16 protein-coding genes and 1 tRNA gene are annotated in these 16,567 nt (G+C 73.0%); 7 read left to right on the top strand and 10 right to left on the bottom strand.

Annotated features, from left to right (window positions below):
* Positions 1–30: 30 nt before the first annotated feature.
* From HCK00_RS01485 to HCK00_RS01505, 5 genes are all read right to left on the bottom strand, one after another.
* Entirely contained in the window at positions 31–1,497 is a 1,467-nt protein-coding gene (locus tag HCK00_RS01485) for a peptidoglycan D,D-transpeptidase FtsI family protein (RefSeq protein WP_168099862.1), read from the bottom strand.
* Complete coding sequence (locus HCK00_RS01490) at positions 1,494–2,855, bottom strand: FtsW/RodA/SpoVE family cell cycle protein (protein WP_168100012.1); 1,362 nt, start codon at positions 2,853–2,855, stop codon at positions 1,494–1,496. Before HCK00_RS01490 ends, HCK00_RS01485 begins: the two co-directional genes overlap by 4 nt.
* A 46-nt stretch (positions 2,856–2,901) precedes the next feature.
* Positions 2,902–4,500, bottom strand: coding sequence for a PP2C family protein-serine/threonine phosphatase (locus HCK00_RS01495; protein WP_206319822.1), 1,599 nt, complete (start codon positions 4,498–4,500; stop codon positions 2,902–2,904).
* A gap of 108 nt (positions 4,501–4,608) precedes the next feature.
* On the bottom strand, positions 4,609–5,127 hold the full coding sequence (locus tag HCK00_RS01500; RefSeq protein WP_168099864.1) for an FHA domain-containing protein FhaB/FipA: 519 nt from the start codon (positions 5,125–5,127) through the stop codon (positions 4,609–4,611).
* 10 nt (positions 5,128–5,137) lie between these two features.
* Positions 5,138–5,950, bottom strand: coding sequence for an FHA domain-containing protein (locus HCK00_RS01505; protein ID WP_168099865.1), 813 nt, complete (start codon positions 5,948–5,950; stop codon positions 5,138–5,140).
* 620 nt (positions 5,951–6,570) lie between these two features.
* On the opposite strand from HCK00_RS01505, the gene HCK00_RS01510 reads away from it, so the two are divergent.
* The 7 genes from HCK00_RS01510 to HCK00_RS01540 all read left to right on the top strand — a co-directional run bounded on the left by HCK00_RS01510 (position 6,571) and on the right by HCK00_RS01540 (position 12,465).
* A tRNA-Leu gene (locus HCK00_RS01510) sits at positions 6,571–6,654 on the top strand.
* Positions 6,655–7,141: 487 nt separating this feature from the next.
* Complete coding sequence (locus HCK00_RS01515; RefSeq protein ID WP_168099866.1) at positions 7,142–8,071, top strand: ABC transporter ATP-binding protein; 930 nt, start codon at positions 7,142–7,144, stop codon at positions 8,069–8,071.
* Complete coding sequence (locus HCK00_RS01520; protein ID WP_206319755.1) at positions 8,071–8,925, top strand: ABC transporter permease; 855 nt, start codon at positions 8,071–8,073, stop codon at positions 8,923–8,925. Before HCK00_RS01515 ends, HCK00_RS01520 begins: the two co-directional genes overlap by 1 nt.
* Before the next feature lie 25 nt (positions 8,926–8,950).
* The gene (locus HCK00_RS01525; protein WP_168099867.1) at positions 8,951–10,288 is read left to right on the top strand and encodes a sensor histidine kinase; all 1,338 of its coding nucleotides are present in this window, start codon (positions 8,951–8,953) and stop codon (positions 10,286–10,288) included.
* Positions 10,285–10,953, top strand: a complete 669-nt coding sequence (locus HCK00_RS01530) for a response regulator (RefSeq protein WP_168099868.1) — start codon at positions 10,285–10,287, stop codon at positions 10,951–10,953. Before HCK00_RS01525 ends, HCK00_RS01530 begins: the two co-directional genes overlap by 4 nt.
* A gap of 199 nt (positions 10,954–11,152) precedes the next feature.
* Positions 11,153–12,022: a hypothetical protein gene (locus HCK00_RS01535; protein ID WP_168099869.1), complete on the top strand. Its 870-nt coding sequence runs from the start codon at positions 11,153–11,155 to the stop codon at positions 12,020–12,022.
* Positions 12,023–12,123: 101 nt separating this feature from the next.
* Positions 12,124–12,465 carry a rhodanese-like domain-containing protein gene (locus tag HCK00_RS01540; RefSeq protein WP_168099870.1) on the top strand — a complete coding sequence of 114 codons (342 nt, stop codon included), beginning with the start codon at positions 12,124–12,126 and terminating at the stop codon, positions 12,463–12,465.
* 13 nt (positions 12,466–12,478) lie between these two features.
* On the opposite strand, the gene HCK00_RS01545 is transcribed toward HCK00_RS01540, so the two are convergent.
* The 5 genes from HCK00_RS01545 to paaA are packed head-to-tail and all read right to left on the bottom strand — an operon-like array spanning position 12,479 to position 16,429.
* Positions 12,479–13,570: a 2Fe-2S iron-sulfur cluster-binding protein gene (locus tag HCK00_RS01545; RefSeq protein ID WP_168099871.1), complete on the bottom strand. Its 1,092-nt coding sequence runs from the start codon at positions 13,568–13,570 to the stop codon at positions 12,479–12,481.
* Positions 13,571–14,080 carry a 1,2-phenylacetyl-CoA epoxidase subunit PaaD gene (gene paaD, locus HCK00_RS01550; protein WP_168100014.1) on the bottom strand — a complete coding sequence of 170 codons (510 nt, stop codon included), beginning with the start codon at positions 14,078–14,080 and terminating at the stop codon, positions 13,571–13,573.
* The gene (gene paaC / locus HCK00_RS01555) at positions 14,074–14,952 is read right to left on the bottom strand and encodes a 1,2-phenylacetyl-CoA epoxidase subunit PaaC (protein WP_311765094.1); all 879 of its coding nucleotides are present in this window, start codon (positions 14,950–14,952) and stop codon (positions 14,074–14,076) included. Before paaC ends, paaD begins: the two co-directional genes overlap by 7 nt.
* Positions 14,949–15,236 (bottom strand): 1,2-phenylacetyl-CoA epoxidase subunit PaaB, encoded by a 288-nt coding sequence (gene paaB / locus HCK00_RS01560; protein ID WP_168099872.1) that lies wholly within the window; start codon positions 15,234–15,236, stop codon positions 14,949–14,951. The genes paaC and paaB overlap by 4 nt, the downstream gene beginning before the upstream one ends.
* Positions 15,233–16,429 carry a 1,2-phenylacetyl-CoA epoxidase subunit PaaA gene (gene paaA / locus HCK00_RS01565; RefSeq protein ID WP_168099873.1) on the bottom strand — a complete coding sequence of 399 codons (1,197 nt, stop codon included), beginning with the start codon at positions 16,427–16,429 and terminating at the stop codon, positions 15,233–15,235. The genes paaB and paaA overlap by 4 nt, the downstream gene beginning before the upstream one ends.
* Between the last annotated feature and the right edge of the window lie 138 nt (positions 16,430–16,567).

Consider the following 16,567-nt stretch of genomic DNA (forward strand, 5'->3'; position numbering starts at 1 on the left):
AGGGAGGATTGCTTCATGGCGTGACCGAGATCACTCGTTGCCGTCGAGGACGGACTGCATGACGTCCTTGGCGATCGGGGCCGCCAGCCCGCCACCGCTGATGTCGCCCCGGGAGGCGTCCGAGTCCTCGACGACCACGGCCACCGCGACCGGGGAGCCGTCACCCGTCTTGGCGTAGGAGATGAACCAGGCGTACGGGTTCTCGCTGTTGTCCACACCGCGCTGGGCGGTACCGGTCTTGCCGCCGACCGTGACCCCGGGGATCTTCGCCCGGCTGCCGGTGCCGTCGTTGACCACGGTCTCCATCGCCTGCTGGAGCTTCTGGGCGTTCTCCGGGGACAGCGGCTCGTGCATCACCTCGGGGCTGGTCTGCTCGATGACGCTGAGGTTCGGTGCCCGCAACTCGTCCACCATGTACGGCTTCATCAGCTTGCCGTCGTTGGCGACGGCCGCGGCGACCATCGCCATCTGCAGCGGGGTCGCGGCCGTCTCGAACTGGCCGATGGAGGAGAGGGCGGTCTGCGGCTTGTCCATCTCGGTGGAGATGTTGCTGCGGCCGGCCCGTACCGGGGTGTCGATCTCCGAGCTGTTGAAGCCGAACTTCTCGGCCGTCTCCACCAGCTTGTCGCGGCCGAGGTCGGCGCCCATCTTGCCGAAGACGGTGTTGCAGGAGACCCGCAGGGCCTCCCGCAGCGAGCCCTTCTCACAGGTCGGGTGGGGGCCGTCGTTCTTCAGCTCGGTCCGGGTGTCCGGGAGGATGTACGGATCGGGGGTGTCGGTCTTGTCGTCGATGTCGTCGATCAGACCGTGCTCCAGCGCCGCCGCGGCGGTGACCACCTTGAACGTCGAGCCGGGGAAGAACGTCTCGCGCAGCGCGCGGTTGTGCATCGGCTTGTCGGGGTCGTCGAGCAGCTTCTGGTAGTTCTCGCCGTCCTCCTTGCCCATGCCGGCGATGGTGGACGGGTCGTAGCTCGGCGTGGAGGCGAGGGCGAGGATCGCCCCGGTGGACGGGTTGATCGCCGCCACGGCGCCCTTCTTGTTGCCCAGGCCCTCGAAGGCGGCCTTCTGCGCCTTGGAGTTGAGGGTGGTCACGACCTGGCCACCGGTTCGGTCCTTGCCGGTGAGCATGTCGATCGTGCGGGTGAAGAACAGCCGGTCGTCGTTGCCGGTGAGGATGGAGTCGTACAGCTTCTCCAGCTGGTTGGCGTCGTAGACCTGGGAGGCGTAGCCGGTGACCGGCGCCCACATCTCGCCGTCCTTGTAGGTGCGCTTGTACTTGAAGTCGCCGCTGTCGGTGGTGGTGGAGCCCGTGATGGCCTTGCCGTCCACGATGATGTCGCCGCGCGGGACGCTGTAGCGCTCGATCGCGACCCGGCGGTTGTGCTTGTCCTTCTGCAATTCGTCGGCCTGGACGAACTGCACCCAGTTCACCCGGATGAGCAGGGCCAGGATCAGCAGCCCGCTGAAGATGGCGACACGGCGGAGTGGCTTGTTCACGTTCGGACCACCTGGGTCATCTCGGCGTCGGTGGACGGTGCCGGGGCGGGCGCCGGGCGGCGGGCGGTGTCGCTGATCCGGAGCAGGATCGCGACCAGCGCCCAGTTGGCGATCACGGACGAACCGCCCTGCGCGAGGAACGGAAGGGTCATGCCGGTCAGCGGGATCAGGCCGGTGACGCCGCCGGCCACCACGAAGACCTGGAGCGCGAAGGCGCCGGCGAGACCCACCGCGAGCAGCTTGCCGAAGGGGTCACGGGCGGCGAGGGCGGTGCGCATGCCCCGCTCGATGAGCAGGGCGTAGAGCATCAGCACGGCCATGACCCCGGTGAGGCCCAGCTCCTCGCCCACGGTGGCCAGGATGTAGTCGCTCTTGGGGGCGATGCCGCCGATCAGGCGGGAGTAGCCCTGGCCGAGCCCGGAGCCGAGGATGCCGCCCGCGCCGAAGGTGTACATGGCCTGCGCGGTCTCGGTGACCCCGCCGTTCAGCAGATCGAGGGGGTTGAGCCAGTTGTGGACCCGGCGCTGGACGTGGGAGGCGAAGGTCGCCACCGTGACGGCGCCCACGGCGCTGAGGGTGAGGCCGAAGACCACCCAGCTGGTGCGCTCGGTGGCGACGTACAGCATGATCACGAAGAGACCGAAGAAGAGCAGCGAGGTGCCCAGGTCGGTCTCGAAGATCAGGATGAGCAGGCTGAGCGCCCAGATCACGATGATCGGTCCGAGGTCCCGGCCGCGCGGCAGATACATGCCCATGAACCGCCGGCTCGCGAGCGCCAGCGCGTCCCGCTTGACCATCAGATAGCCGGCGAAGAACACCGCGATGATGATCTTGGCGAACTCGCCCGGCTGGAGCGAGCCCACCCCGGGGATGGTGATCCAGATACGGGCGCCGTACCGCGCCGGGAAGAACATCGGCAGGATCAGCAGGACCAGCGCCACCACCATGGAGATGTAGGTGTAGCGCTGGAGCACCCGGTGGTCCTTGAGGAAGACCAGCACACCGAGGAAGAGGGCCACCCCGATCGTGGACCACATCAGCTGGCCGGGCGCCATCGCGCCGCCGAGCGCCGGGGTGGTGATCGTCGGCTCCTGGTCCAGCCGCCAGATGAGCACCAGGCCCAGGCCGTTGAGGAGGGTGGCGATCGGCAGCATCAGGGGGTCGGCGTACGGCGCGAACTTGCGCACCATGAGGTGGGCCGTGCCCGCCAGCAGGACGAGGCCACCGGCGTAGCCGAGGACGCCCGCCGGGACCGTCCCCTGCTTCGCCAGGCCGACGTTGACGTAGGCGAAGACGGGGATGAGCACGGCGAAGACGAGCAGCGCCAGCTCGGTGTTGCGCCGGCTGGGCGCGCCCATCGGTCCGATGGTGGTGGTGTTCGCGGAACTGCTCACGTCGGGCCCCCTACGGTGTGCTGTCGCACTGCTTGGCCAGCCGTTGCTCTTCCTCGGAAAGGCTGGGGCCCGGCGACGGAGCGGCGGCCTTGGTGGCGCCGGTCGACTGTTCGATGGCGGCACCGGAGCCGGTGCCGGCCGCTGCGCCCGGCGAGGGGGAGGCGCCCGGAGTGGCCGAGTTCTGCTTCTCCTCGGCCTCCTTCTCCTGCGCCTTCTTCCGCTCGGCCGCGGACTGCTGCTCGGCCTTCTTCCGGCAGGCGGTGGCCTGCTTCCCGAGATCGACGACCTTGTCGCGGCCCTGGGCCAGGCCGGCCACCGCGATGGTCTCCTCCAGCTGCTCCTGCTGGTAGGCCGGCAGGTACTTGAGTTCGATCTCGGGGTGGTCCTCGTGCACCGTGTTGAGGCTGATCCAGGCGAGGTCCTGGCTGATGCCCCGGTACAGCGCGACATGGTGGCCGTCGCTGCCGGGCTTCCCCACGGTGCCCACGTAGAACTGCGTCTGCGTCCAGCGGTACCCCCCGTAGAGGCCACCGCCGACGAGCCCCAGCACCAGGACGGTGCCGAGCGACCTCGTGAGCCACCGGCCCTTCCGCCGCGGCTTGAGCGGCTCACCGGGGTACGGGCCGTACGCGCCGTCCCCCGGCGGGTCGCCGGCGGGGCCGCCGCTGCCGGGCGGGCCGAAGCCGCCGGACGGGGAGCTGGCGTCGCCCTGTGGCGGAACGGTACGGCCGAGGCCGGCCGCGCGGCCGGCGGGGGTCTGCATGGCGCCGCCGTCCCCGAGCTGCGGCTGGCTCTCCGCGACGGCGCCGACCACCACGGGGGTGTCGTTCAGCCGCCCGGCGAGGGTGTCCGAGCCGTCCACGTCGAGGACGTCGGCGACGATGCAGGTGATGTTGTCGGGGCCGCCGCCGCGCAGCGCGAGCTGGATGAGCTCCTGCACCGTCTCGTGCGGGCCCTGGTAGCCGGCGAGGGTGTCCTCCATCGTCTGGTGGCTGACCACGCCGGAGAGACCGTCGGAGCAGATGAGGTAGCGGTCACCGGCGCGGACCTCGCGGATGGAGAGATCCGGCTCGACGTGGTCGCCGCTGCCCAGCGCGCGCATCAGCAGGGAGCGCTGCGGGTGGGTGGTGGCCTCCTCCTCGGTGATCCGGCCCTCGTCGACCAGCCGCTGGACCCAGGTGTGGTCCTGGGTGATCTGGGTGAGGACGCCGTCGCGCAGCAGGTAGGCCCGGGAGTCGCCGACGTGGACGAGGCCGAGCCGGCGGCCCGTCCACAGCAGCGCGGTGAGGGTGGTGCCCATCCCCTCCAGCTGCGGGTCCTCCTCGACCATGACGCGCAGCTGCTCGTTCGCGCGCTGGACGGCGGTCCCGAGGGAGGTGAGGAGGTCCGAACCGGGCACGTCGTCGTCGAGCTGGACGAGGGTGGAGATCACCTCGGAGCTGGCCACCTCGCCGGCGGCCTGGCCGCCCATGCCGTCGGCGATGGCGAGCAGCCGGGGGCCGGCGTAACCGGAGTCCTCGTTGCCCTCCCGGATCATGCCTTTGTGCGATCCGGCGGCGAAGCGCAGTGACAGACTCATGCGCACCTCGCCCGTCGGCTCCGGGTACATCCGCACGGTGCCCACCCTCCGGTCCGGAGCGCGCCGGGGTCCCCTGCCGGGACGGAACCGGCGGCCGTGGCCGCCGGGGCGCGCTCGCTCCGCTCGCTCATTGTCGTACTACTTCCGCAGCTCGATGACGGTCTTGCCGATGCGGATCGGGGCGCCCGGCGGGATCGGCGTCGGCGTGGTGAGGCGGTTCCGGTCGAGGTACGTGCCGTTGGTGGAGCCGAGGTCCTCGACGATCCACCGGCCGTCCCGGTCCGGGTAGATCCTGGCGTGCCGGCTGGAGGCGTAGTCGTCGTCCAGCACGATCGTGGAGTCGTGGGCCCGGCCGAGGGTGATGGTCTGCCCCTGGAGGGCGACGGTCGTGCCCGTGAGGGTGCCCTCGGTGACCACCAGCTTGGTGGGCGCGCCGCGCCGCTGACGGCCTCCGCCGCGGCCCCCGCTCTGCTGGCGCGGCGGCTGCGGCCGCGCCGCCTGGGCCGTCCGGCCGGAGTCGGCGCCGCGGCGGGCCGCGCGCTGGGTCACGCGGGTGCCGAACAGGTCGCTGCGGATGACCTGCACGGCCACGATGACGAACAGCCACAGTACGGCGAGAAAACCCAACCGCATGACCGTCAGGGTCAGCTCTGACATTGCCCCCGCTTCACCCTTCGGCTTGCCGGTAAACGATGGTCGTACTGCCCACGACGATGCGTGAGCCGTCGCGGAGCGTAGCGCGGGTGGTGTGCTGCCCGTCCACCACGATGCCGTTGGTCGACCCCAGATCCTGGACGACCGTGGGCGTTCCCGTACGGATCTCGCAGTGCTTCCGGGAGACCCCCGGGTCGTCGATGCGGACGTCCGTCTCGGTGGAACGGCCGAGCACCAGTGTGGGGCGCGTCAGCTGGTGACGGGTGCCGTTGATCTCGATCCAGCTGCGGGACTGGGCGCCGGGCAGCGGCGCGCCGGCGGCGGGGCGGGGCGCCTGCCCCGGGCCGGGCGGCGGCGAGGTCGGCATGGGGGGCGGGCCGCCGGGCTGGGCGGGGTAACCGCCGGGATGCGGCGCCGCGGCGGGCCGGCCACCGGGCCTGACCTGCGACTCGCTGGAGGCGAGGGTGCGGCTGCGGACCCGGTACAGCCCCGTGTCCAGGTCCTCCGCCTTCTCCAGGTGGACCCGGACGGGGCCCATGAAGGTGTAGCGCTGCTGCTTGGCGTAGTCCTGCACCATGCCGGAGAGCTCGTCGCCCAGCTGGCCCGAGTACGGGCTGAGGCGGTCGAAGTCCGGGGTGCTCAGCTCGACGATGAAGTCGTTGGGGACGACCGTCCGCTCGCGGTTCCAGATGGTCGCGTTGTTGTCGCACTCGCGCTGGAGCGCGCCGGCGATCTCGACCGGCTGCACCTCGGACTTGAACACCTTGGCGAAGGTGCCGTTCACGAGACCCTCGAGACGCTGCTCGAAGCGCTTCAGTACTCCCACCGGGCACCTCCTTCCCTGAACCGTGTCCCACTCCGTGGGTGATACCGCCGGTACCGCCGACGCCGCTGGTACTGCCTACTGATCGTATCCACGAGCCGCAAACGCGACTGGTTCCCCATCCCGCCCCTGCCCGTCGAGTGTCGCCGCTCACAGGATCGTAGAGGCGCGCTCCCACCAGTGTCCCGCAACCTGCGGGGTGCCAGGGCCCCCGGGGCGGAGAATCCCGGTCCCGGCTGGTGCGGCGCACCGGGGCGGGCCGGGTGCGGGACGGGACGGATGTGACCAGAGGGGACGGACGGGGCGGACCGCCGCGCCCGCCGGTGACCGGGTGGCGGTCCCGGCCCGGGCGGGCGGGTCCCCGGGAGGCGGGCAGGAGCGGCGCGGGAGCCGGGAGCCGGGAGATGAGAGCCGGGATCCGGGGAAGAAACGGGGCGGGAGAGGGGCGGGAAGGGCCCGGTGCCGCCCCGCCGGGACGGCGCGCGCGGTACCCGGGGGCGCCGGGAACGCCGGTGAACCGACCCTGTCCGGCGTGCTAATCTTCTGGATGTCGGAAGGCGCTCACGCCACACCGGCCCCGAGCGGGCCGGGGGATGTGGGAAGATTGTTTCGGCAACACCCATGCGCGGGTGGCGGAATAGGCAGACGCGCTGGATTCAGGTTCCAGTGCCCGAAAGGGCGTGGGGGTTCAACTCCCCCCTCGCGCACAGAGAGAAACCGAAGGAACGGGTCTCTGCCGGTGACGGACGTCACCGCAGGGGCCCGTTTCTCGTTGCCGCGCCTCCGCGACTGCCCGTGGGGCGACGCGGCCCCTGCCCCCGGACCCGGGAAGCCTCCACCGCTTGAACCGCGCCCCCTGAACCCCATCGCCCCACCGCCCGACCCCACCGCCCGACCCCACCGCCCCGGCGGCGCCGGTCCGGCGGCGCCGGTCCGCGGCCTGACGGGACGCGCGGGCCGTGCGGAACCGGCCGGGGCTCCGTGGGGCGGGGTGGGCCGTCCGCCCCGGTCCGCCGGGGGCGCCGGCCACGGCAGGTGAGCTGCCCGGAGTGGTACCGCGGTACCACTCCGGGGCTGAGGATTCGCCTCCGGTCCCACGGATCCGGCCCGCCGCGCTCCTAGCGTCGAGGACAGCCACCGCGGCGGTTCCGCGGCACGGCCCGCGTCCGACGCAGGAAAGGTCCCAGGTCCACCATGATCGAAGTACGTGAGCTGACCAAGCGTTACGGCGACAAGACGGTCGTCGACCATCTGAGCTTCACGGCCGAGCCGGGAGAGGTGACCGGTTTCCTCGGCCCCAACGGAGCCGGCAAGTCCACGACGATGCGCATGATCGTCGGCCTGGACGCCCCGACCGGGGGCTCGGCGACCGTGGGCGGCAAGGCGTACGCCGAGCACGCCGCGCCGCTCCAGGAGATCGGCACCCTGCTGGAGGCCAAGTCCGTCCACCCCGGGCGCAGCGCGCGTGGGCACCTGATGGCGCTCGCGCACACGCACGGCATTCCGCGCCGCAGGGTGGACGAGGTCATCGAACTGGCCGGGCTGACGAGCGTGGCCGGCCGGCGCGTCGGTGCCTTCTCCCTCGGCATGGGCCAGCGACTCGGTATCGCCGCCGCCCTCCTCGGCGACCCCGCGATCGTCATGCTCGACGAACCGGTCAACGGCCTCGACCCCGAGGGCGTGCTCTGGGTCCGCACTCTGCTGCGCGAGCTGGCCGACGACGGGCGGGCCGTGATGCTGTCCTCGCACCTGATGAGCGAGACCGCGATGATCGCCGATCATCTGGTGATCATCGGGCGGGGGCGGCTGCTCGCCGACACGACCGTGGACGACTTCACCCGCGAGGCGGGCGGGGGAGGCGTGAAGGTGCGCACCCCGGACGTCCTGCGGCTGCGTTCGCTGCTGTCCGGGCCGGATGTCTCGATCACCTCCTCCTCCCCCGGGGAACTGCTGGTCACCGGGCGTGAAGCGCGGGAGATCGGGACGATCGCCGCGGAACACGGGGTGGTGCTCCACGAGCTCACCCCCCAGGCCGTCTCGCTGGAGGCCGCCTTCATGGACCTCACCCGTGATGCCGTCGAGTACCGGAGTGCTCCGGCCGGCACCGAGCGAAAGGCCGCCTGATGACCGTCACCGACCTCACCCCGGACCGCGCACCCGGCCGCGCTCCCGAAGGCGCGGGCACCGCGCGGCTGAAGGTCACCGGCGCTCGCGTGCTGCGCTCGGAGTGGGCCAAGTTCTGGTCGCTGCGCTCCAGCTGGATCACCCTGGGCGTCGCCGTGTTCCTGCTGATCCTCTTCGGAACGGTCGCCGGCTACACCTACAGCCCCGACGCCGATCCCATGGGCCCGCCCCGCCCCGGAGGTGCCGGCGCCGACGCGGTGAGTCTCGCCCTGACCGGCGTGACCTTCGCGTCCCTGGCCGTGGGGGTGCTCGGGGTGCTGCTGTCCGCGGGCGAGTACAGCACCGGCATGATCCGTTCCACCCTCGCCGCCGTGCCACGCCGGCTGCCCGTGCTGTGGTCCAAGGCCGTGGTGATCGGGCCCGTCGTCCTCCTCCTCGCCACCGCCGGCGCGCTGGCCGCGTTCCAGCTGGGAGCCCCCGGTCTGGACGGCGAGAAGATCGCGCTCTCCCTGGGGGACGACGGCGTGCTGCGCAGCCTGGCCGGCGCCGGGGTCTACCTCGCCCTGGTGGCCGTCTTCGGCGTGGCGCTGGGCGTGCTGCTCCGCTCCTCCGCCGGGGCCATCGCGGTCCTGGTGGGCATCCTGCTCGTGCTGCCCGGGCTGGCCTCGCTGCTCCCCGACTCCTGGTACGAGACGCTCAGCCCCTACTTCCCCGGCAACGCGGGCTCGTCGCTCTACGCCCTTCAGGAGTCCTCGGGCGCCCTCTCGCCGGGGGCGGGGCTCGCCGTCTTCGCCGGATGGGTGGCGGTCACCCTCGCCGGCGCGGCGTTCCGGCTGCGCGGAACCGACGTCTGACCACGGCGTGAGGATAATGGTGCCCATGAGCGCGGAACGGGCGGCGGCCGCCGCGGGCGCCGCCCGGGAGGCGGCGTCCCCGCCTCCCGGGTCCGACACCGACTGGGCGCCCCTCCTCGGGCACGTGTGGCGTGGCAGGCAGGACCGGCAGCGCCTGGACCGCCGGCACCCGTGGCTGCTCGACACCGCGGTGGTCCTGGTCGTCGTCCTGTTCAGCCTGCCCGACCTGCTCTCCGGCAGCAGCCGCGGCCCCTTCGGGGAATCGGTCCACCGGGGTCAACTGCCGCCGGGCGCGCTGTACCTCTTCACCGCCGCCCTCGTCGTGCCGCTGTGGTGGCGGAGGAGGGCCCCGGTCCTCACCTTCGCCGTGATCGCTTCGGTGTCCCTCGTCCAGTGGACGCTCGGGGTGTGGTCGCCGGCCGGCATCAGCACGCTCGTCGCCCTGTGCTCGCTGGCCCTCCACGGGTCGCTGCGCGCGCTGGGCTGGGCCGCCGCCGTGACGGTCGCCGAGACGGCGGTGGCGGCCCTCGTCCTGGTGGAGGTGGAGCACCCGCTGCGCGGCCTCTTCTTCCTGCTGGGCACGGTGACCGCGGCCACGGCCGTCGGCCTGACGCTGCGGATCCGCCGGATGTATCTGGCCGCGCTGGAGGACCGTGCCAGGCGCCTGGAGGTCGAACGCGACCAGCGGGTCCGGCTCACCACCGCCGCCGAGCGCTCCCGGGTCGCCCGCGAGATGCACGACATCGTCGGCCACAATCTCTCGGTCATGGTCAGCGTCGCCGACGGGGCCGCCACCCTCGCCGCCCACCGGAACGAGCGGTCCGCCGAGGCCCTGCGCCTCCTCGGCGACACCGGACGCCAGGCCATGAGCGAACTGCGCCGCGTCCTGGGCGTCCTGCGGGACGGCCCGGAGGACGGCGGCCCGCTCGGCCCGCAGCCCGGCGTCCGGGACCTCGACCCCCTGCTGGACCGGGTCCGCGCGGCCGGGGTTCCGGTGACGTACCGGACCGTCGGCGACCCCGGTGCGCTGGGCGACGGCCTGCAACTCACCGTGTACCGCATCGTCCAGGAAGCGCTCACCAACACCCTCAATCACGCCGGGACAGGCACGTCCGCGGAGGTGAGCCTCACGGTCGAGGCGGACGAGGTGCGGATCCGGGTCGCCGACACCGGCGCCCGGCCGTCGGCGCTCCCGCGGAAGGCGCCCGCGGCGGGGCACGACGACTCCGGACACGGCCTGGTCGGCATCCGCCAGCGGGCCGCGATGTACGGCGGGACCGTCGTCATCGGACCGCGCGGCACCGGCCGGGGCTGGCTCGTGGACGTCGTGCTCCACGTACCACCGGGAGAGAGAGCGCCATGACCACCGTCCTCGTCGTCGACGACCAGCCCCTCCAGCGCATGGGTGTCCGCATGCTCCTGGAAGGCACGCCGGGCCTGGATCTGGCCGGCGAGGCCGCACACGGGGGCGAGGCCGTCCGCATGGCCGCCGAACTCCGCCCCGATGTCGTCGTCATGGACGTCCGCATGCCCGGGATGGACGGCATCGAGGCCACCCGCCGCATCGTCGCGTCCGGCGGCCGCACCCGCGTCCTCATCGTGACCACGTTCGACCTGGACGAGTACGCCTACGCGGGCCTCCGGGCGGGCGCCAGCGGCTTCCTGCTCAAGGACGCCCACCCCGAGGAACTCGTCGCCGGCATCCGCGCGGTGGCGACCGGGGACGCCGTCGTGGCCCCCCGGCTGACCCGCCGCCTGCTGGACGCCTACGCCCACCGGGTCCTCGCACCCTCCGGCGGCCCCGCCCCGCAGGACCCCCGGCTCCAGGCCCTCAGCGACCGTGAGCGCGAGGTCCTGGTCGCCATCGGCCGGGGCTGGACCAATACGGAGATCGCGGAACGGCTCGTGCTCAGCGAGTCCACCGTGAAGAAGCACGTCGGGCGGGTTCTCGCCAAGATCGGGGCGCGCGACCGCATCCAGGCGGTGATCACGGCGTACGACGCGGGGCTGGTCAGGGCCAAGGACTGAGGTGCCGGGACCGTCCCGGTGCACGTGGAAAGCCGGCCGGAGTGGGAGCGCGCGGGTGGGGGGCGGGTGCCGGGCACGCACGGGGGCGGTGGAGCGGTGGAGTGGTGGCGCCGGCTGTCCGTCGTGGGGTCCTGCCTGGTGGGGCGGCTGGGGTGGACGGGGGTCGGAGGCGTGGCGCCGTAGCTCGTAGTCTGGTGCGGTGACGAATCCGGATGCCACGCAGACCGAGCCGACCGAGCCCCCGCCCGGGCCAGACGCCTCCGGGCGGGACGAGCCGGGCCGGGAAGAGACCGAGCCGGTGGCCACCGAGCGTCTGGAGCGCGCGGTGCTCGCGGCCGAGCAGGCACTCATCGAGTTCGAGATCGCGGTGGAGACCTTCCGGGTCGAGGTGGAGAACTTCTCCCGGCTGCACCACCAGCGGCTCGGCCCCATGTACTCCCGCCTGGACGAGCTGGACGCGCTGATCGCGGAGGCCGTCGCCGCGCGGACGGGGAAACCGGAGGACGTCCGGCGGGCCGGGGAACTGCGCGGGCTGGTGCAGCCGATGCCCGGTGTGGAGGAGCTCTTCCAGGGCTGGATCGACTCGGACGGCATCCCCCAGGAGGCCGACGCCATGCTCAACGAGAAGCCGGTCCGCCCGCCGTCCCGCGTCCGTCCCGGTGAGGAGGCCCGCCGGATCTACCGCGAACTGGTCCGCAAGGCCCATCCGGACCTGGCCCGGGAGGACGACGAGCGGCGGCGCCGGGACGACTTCCTCGTCCGCGTCAACGCCGCGTACACCCTCGGCGACGAGCAGGCCCTGCGGAAGCTGGCCGGGGAGTGGGAGGAGGGGCCGTCCCCGCAGGAGCGCGGACCCGATCGCAGCGAGGAGCTCTACGCCCGCCTGGAGTGGCTGGCCCGGCGGAAGGAACTGCTGGCCGCCGTCGCCGCCGAGCTGGAGTCGAGCGCCATCGGGCAGATGCTGAAGATGGCGCCGGAGGACCCGGACACCCTGCTGGACGAGATCGCCGAGCAGTTGCTGGCCCAGGTCTCCGAGCGCGAGGCAACTCTCCAGGAACTGTCCGCGTAGCGTTCCGCGCCGGGTGTCCGGTGGCTGTTTCCCGCCGGTCTCCGCTCGTGTCCCGGGCGGGAGGCCCGTCCGTCATCACTTTCACCGAGGAGCTGAACTCCATGCATTTCGCCCAGGTGCCCGCGGTCGAGGTCACGGCCGTCCCGCAGGACGGCTTCCTGCTGGATGTCCGGGAGGACGCCGAATGGGCCGCCGGACACGCCGAGGGTGCGCTGCACATCCCGATGGGGCAGATCCCGGCCCGTCTCGACGAGGTGCGGCAGGCGGCCGGCACCGAGCGGGTCCATGTGGTCTGCCGGGTGGGCGGCCGCTCGGCCCAGGTGACGCAGTACCTCGCCGCTCAGGGCCTCGACGCGGTCAACGTGGACGGCGGGATGCTCGCCTGGGAGGCGGCGGGCCGCCCCCTCGTCGGCGACGGCGGCGGGACGGCGCAGGTCATCTGAGCCTGCGGCGGGGTCAGCGGTCGAAATCCAGCTCCACCCGGTCCGTCGCCGGACGGGACTGGCAGGCCAGGACGTAGCCGGCGGCCAGCTCGTCGGGTTCCAGGGCGAAGTTGCGCTCCATCCGCACCTCGCCGGAGACCAGCAGGGCACGGCAGGTTCCACAGACCCCGCCCTTACAGGCGTAGGGGGCGTCCGGACGGTGGCGCACCACGGTGTCCAGCAGTGGTTCGCCGCTCCGCACGGGCCAGTCGCCGGAGCGCCCGTCCAGGGTGACGGCCAGGGTCGCGTCGCCGTGGACGGCCGGTGCGGGGATCGCCGTCCGTGCGCCGGCCGCCGGGGCGCCGTCGACGTGGAAGATCTCCTGGTGCACCCGGTCCCGGGGCACGCCCAGGCCGCGCAGGGCCCGGAAGGCGCCGTCGACCAGGCCGTGCGGGCCGCAGAGGAACCAGCCGCCGATCCGTTCCACCGGGAGGAGGGCGGGGAGCAGCGCGGTGAGCCGCGCGGTGTCCAGCCGTCCGGAGGCGGGGCCGGTCTGCTGCTGTTCGCGGGAGAAGGTCTGCACCAGCTGGAGACGTTCGGGATACCGGTCCTTGAGGTCCGCCAGCTCCTCCAGGAACATCGCGGAGGCCGTGGTGCGGTCCGACCGGATCAGGCAGAAGCGGGCCTCCGGCTCCCGGGCCAGCAGGGTCGAGACGATGGAGAGCACGGGGGTGATGCCGCTGCCGCCGGCCACGGCGGCGTAGTGGCCGGGGCGCGGTTCGAGGACGAACCGGCCCGAGGGTGGCATCACCTCCACGACGTCCCCGGGGGCCAGCTCCTTGAACGCGTAGGTCGAGAACGCGCCGCCCGCCACCAGACGGATGCCGACCCGCAGGGTCTTGGGACCGCCGGGCGAGGTCACCGGTGCGCAGATCGAGTAGGTGCGGCGGAGTTCCCGGCCGTCCGCGGACCGCGTCCGCAGGGTCAGATGCTGCCCCGGCCGGTGGCGGAAGCCGGCGCGGAGCCCGGCGGGAACGTCGAAGGTGACGGCGACCGCGTCGTCGGTGAGCGGTTCGACCGCGGCCACCCGCAGCGGGTGGAACGCGCCGTGCCGGGCCGCGGCCATCTACAACTCCTTGAAGTGGTCGAAGGGTTCGCGGCAGGAGTCGCAGCGGCGCAGAGCCTTGCACGCGGTCGAGGAGAAGCGGCTGAGCAGCGAGGTGGTGGTCGAGCCGCAGTGCGGGCAGCGCAGCGCCAGGTCCACGGGGACGGGGCCGTCCGTGGCGGCTCCACCGGTGGGGCGGGGCGGGGCTATGCCGGACTCGGCGAGTTTGCGCCGCCCTTCCGCGCTGATGGCGTCCGTGGTCCAGGGCGGGGAGAGCACCGTGCGCACGGTGACCTCGGGGATGCCGTCCGCCCGCAGAACGCGCTCGATGTCCGAGGCCATCGCCTCCACGGCGGGACACCCGGTGTAGGTGGGGGTCAGCTCCACCTCGACCCGGCCCGGGCCGAGCAGCCGGAGGCCCCGGACCACGCCGAGCTCCGCGAGGGTCACCACCGGCAGCTCCGGGTCGGGCACGGAGCCGGCCAGTTCCCGCAGCCGCTCCTCCAGCGGGGTGGGCGCGGCGGTCACCAGGAGGCTCCGGGATGGCTGCGGTGGAGGTGCTGCATCTCGGCCAGCATCCGGCCGAAGGGCTCCGTGTGCAGGCCCTGCCGCCCGGCTCCGGCCGCCCAGGCACCGTGGCGCGGCCCGTCCGGGACGGAGAGCGTGGCCCGCCCGAGCACGGACGCGATCCGCTCCAGCCACTCCGCCTCCATCGCGGCCGGAGCGGCGGGGTCGAGCCCGAGCCCTTCCAGCGGCTGGAACAGCTCGCCGGTGAAGCGCCACAGGCCGTTCACGGCGGCGGACATCCGGCGGTGGCTCTCCTCCGTGCCGTCCCCGAGCCGCAGGGTCCACTGCTCGGCGTGGTCCCGGTGGTAGGCGACCTCTTTGACGGCCTTGGCCGCGACGGCGGCGAACGGGCCCCCGCCGGCGGCGAGCCGCGTGTACAGCAGTTCCTGGTGGACGGAGAAGTAGAGCTGGCGGGCGATGGTCACGGCGAAGTCGCCGTTCGGCTGTTCGACCAGCTGGACGTTGCGGAAGGCGCGCTCCTCGCGGAGGTAGGCGAGCTCGTCCTCGTCGCCGGCGAGGGAGAGCAGCAGCCGGGCCTGGCCGAGCAGGTCCAGCGCGATGTTGGCGAGCGCGACCTCCTCCTCCAGCACCGGGGCGTGACCCGCCCACTCCGCCAGCCGGTGGGAGAGGACGAGCGCGTCGTCACCGAGGGCGAGGGCCGCCGTGGCGGGGGCACCGGTGAGACGCGGCTCCCCGGTGGGGCGGGCCACGCCGCTCCTCGCCCCGATCCCGGGGTCGTTCGCCCGGCTCGCCGTGCCGTTCGCCGGCCCGTTCGCCGGCCCGGTCGCCGCGGAGGCGCCCGGGCCGTGGTCCGCCGTCATCGGGGTGGTGCTCACAGGTGCCGCACCCCCTCGGGGATGTCGTAGAAGGTCGGATGGCGGTAGGGCTTGTCGGCCGCGGGGTCGAAGAAGGCGTCCTTCTCGTCGGGCGAGGAGGCGGCCACGGCCGCCGAGGGCACGACCCAGATCGAGACGCCCTCGGCCCGACGGGTGTAGAGATCGCGGGCGTTGCGCAGGGCCAGCTCGGCGTCCGGGGCGTGCAGGGAACCGGCGTGGGTGTGGGAGAGGCCGCGCCTGCTCCGCACGAAGACCTCCCAGAGCGGCCAGTCGTCGTGGCTCATATGGCGGTCCCTTCCGCGTCGTTACCGCCTCCGCTTCCCGGGGCCGCCGCGGGCACGGCGGCGGACACGGTGGGTTCGGGCACGGCGGCGGGCCGGGCCGTCGCGCCCTGCCGGTGTGGTGCCGTCCCGCGGCGGACGGCGTGTGCCGCGGCCGCCTCCCGCACCCAGGCGCCTTCCTCGTGGGCGCGGCGGCGCTGCGCGAGGCGCCGGTCGTTGCACGGGCCGTTGCCGCGCAGCACCTCGCGGAACTCCTGCCAGTCGATCGGGCCGAAGTCGTGGCTGCCGCGCTCCTCGTTCCAGGCGAGGGCGGGGTCGGGCAGGGTCAGCCCGAGCGACTCGGCCTGGGGGACGCAGATGTCCACGAAGCGCCGGCGCAGCTCGTCGTTGGAGTGCCGCTTGATCTTCCAGGCCATGGAGCGGTCGCTGTGCGCGGACTCCGCGTCCGGCGGCCCGAACATCATCAGTGAGGGCCACCACCACCGGTCCACGGCGTCCTGCGCCATCGCGTGCTGGGCCTCGGTGCCCTGGCTCAGCGCCAGCAGCAACTCGTACCCCTGGCGCTGGTGGAAGGACTCCTCCTTGCAGACGCGCACCATCGCACGGGCGTAGGGGCCGTACGAACAGCGGCAGAGCGGGACCTGGTTGGTGATCGCGGCGCCGTCCACCAGCCAGCCGATGGCGCCGACGTCGGCCCAGGTGAGGCTCGGGTAGTTGAAGATGGAGGAGTAGCGCTGGCGGCCGCTGTGCAGCTTGTCCAGCAGCTCGCCGCGGCTCACGCCCAGCGTTTCGGCGGCGCTGTAGAGGTACAGGCCGTGGCCGGCCTCGTCCTGCACCTTCGCCATGAGGATCGCCTTGCGGCGCAGCGAGGGCGCGCGCGTGATCCAGTTGGCCTCCGGCTGCATCCCGATGATCTCGGAGTGGGCGTGCTGCGCCATCTGCCGGACGAGGGTGGCGCGGTAGTCGTCCGGCATCCAGTCCCGGGGCTCGATCCGCTCGTCCGCCGCGATCGCCGCCTCGAACTCCGCCTCGAACCCAGCCTGGAGATCCGCCGCGGGACCGGTCGCGAGATCTGCCGTGCGGCCTGCCCCGGACTCCGCGTGGGACGCGCTCGCGTCACCGGACGGCCCGGCCGCCCCGAATGCTCCTGTCGGCGCCCCCGCGTGGGCGGGCGCCGTCGTTCCAGCCGCCGTCATCTCACCCCTCCAGCCCGTGATTCCGGTCGTGTCGTGTCGTGGTGTGCGGTCGTGGTGTGCGGTCGTGGGGGTCCGTCCTGCGCCCCCGCCGACGGGTGGGAGCCGGGCGGGCCCCGGGCAACAGGCCCCGCGGACACC

The organism is Streptomyces zingiberis (genome assembly GCF_012034935.1).
GTDB lineage: Bacteria > Actinomycetota > Actinomycetes > Streptomycetales > Streptomycetaceae > Streptomyces > Streptomyces zingiberis.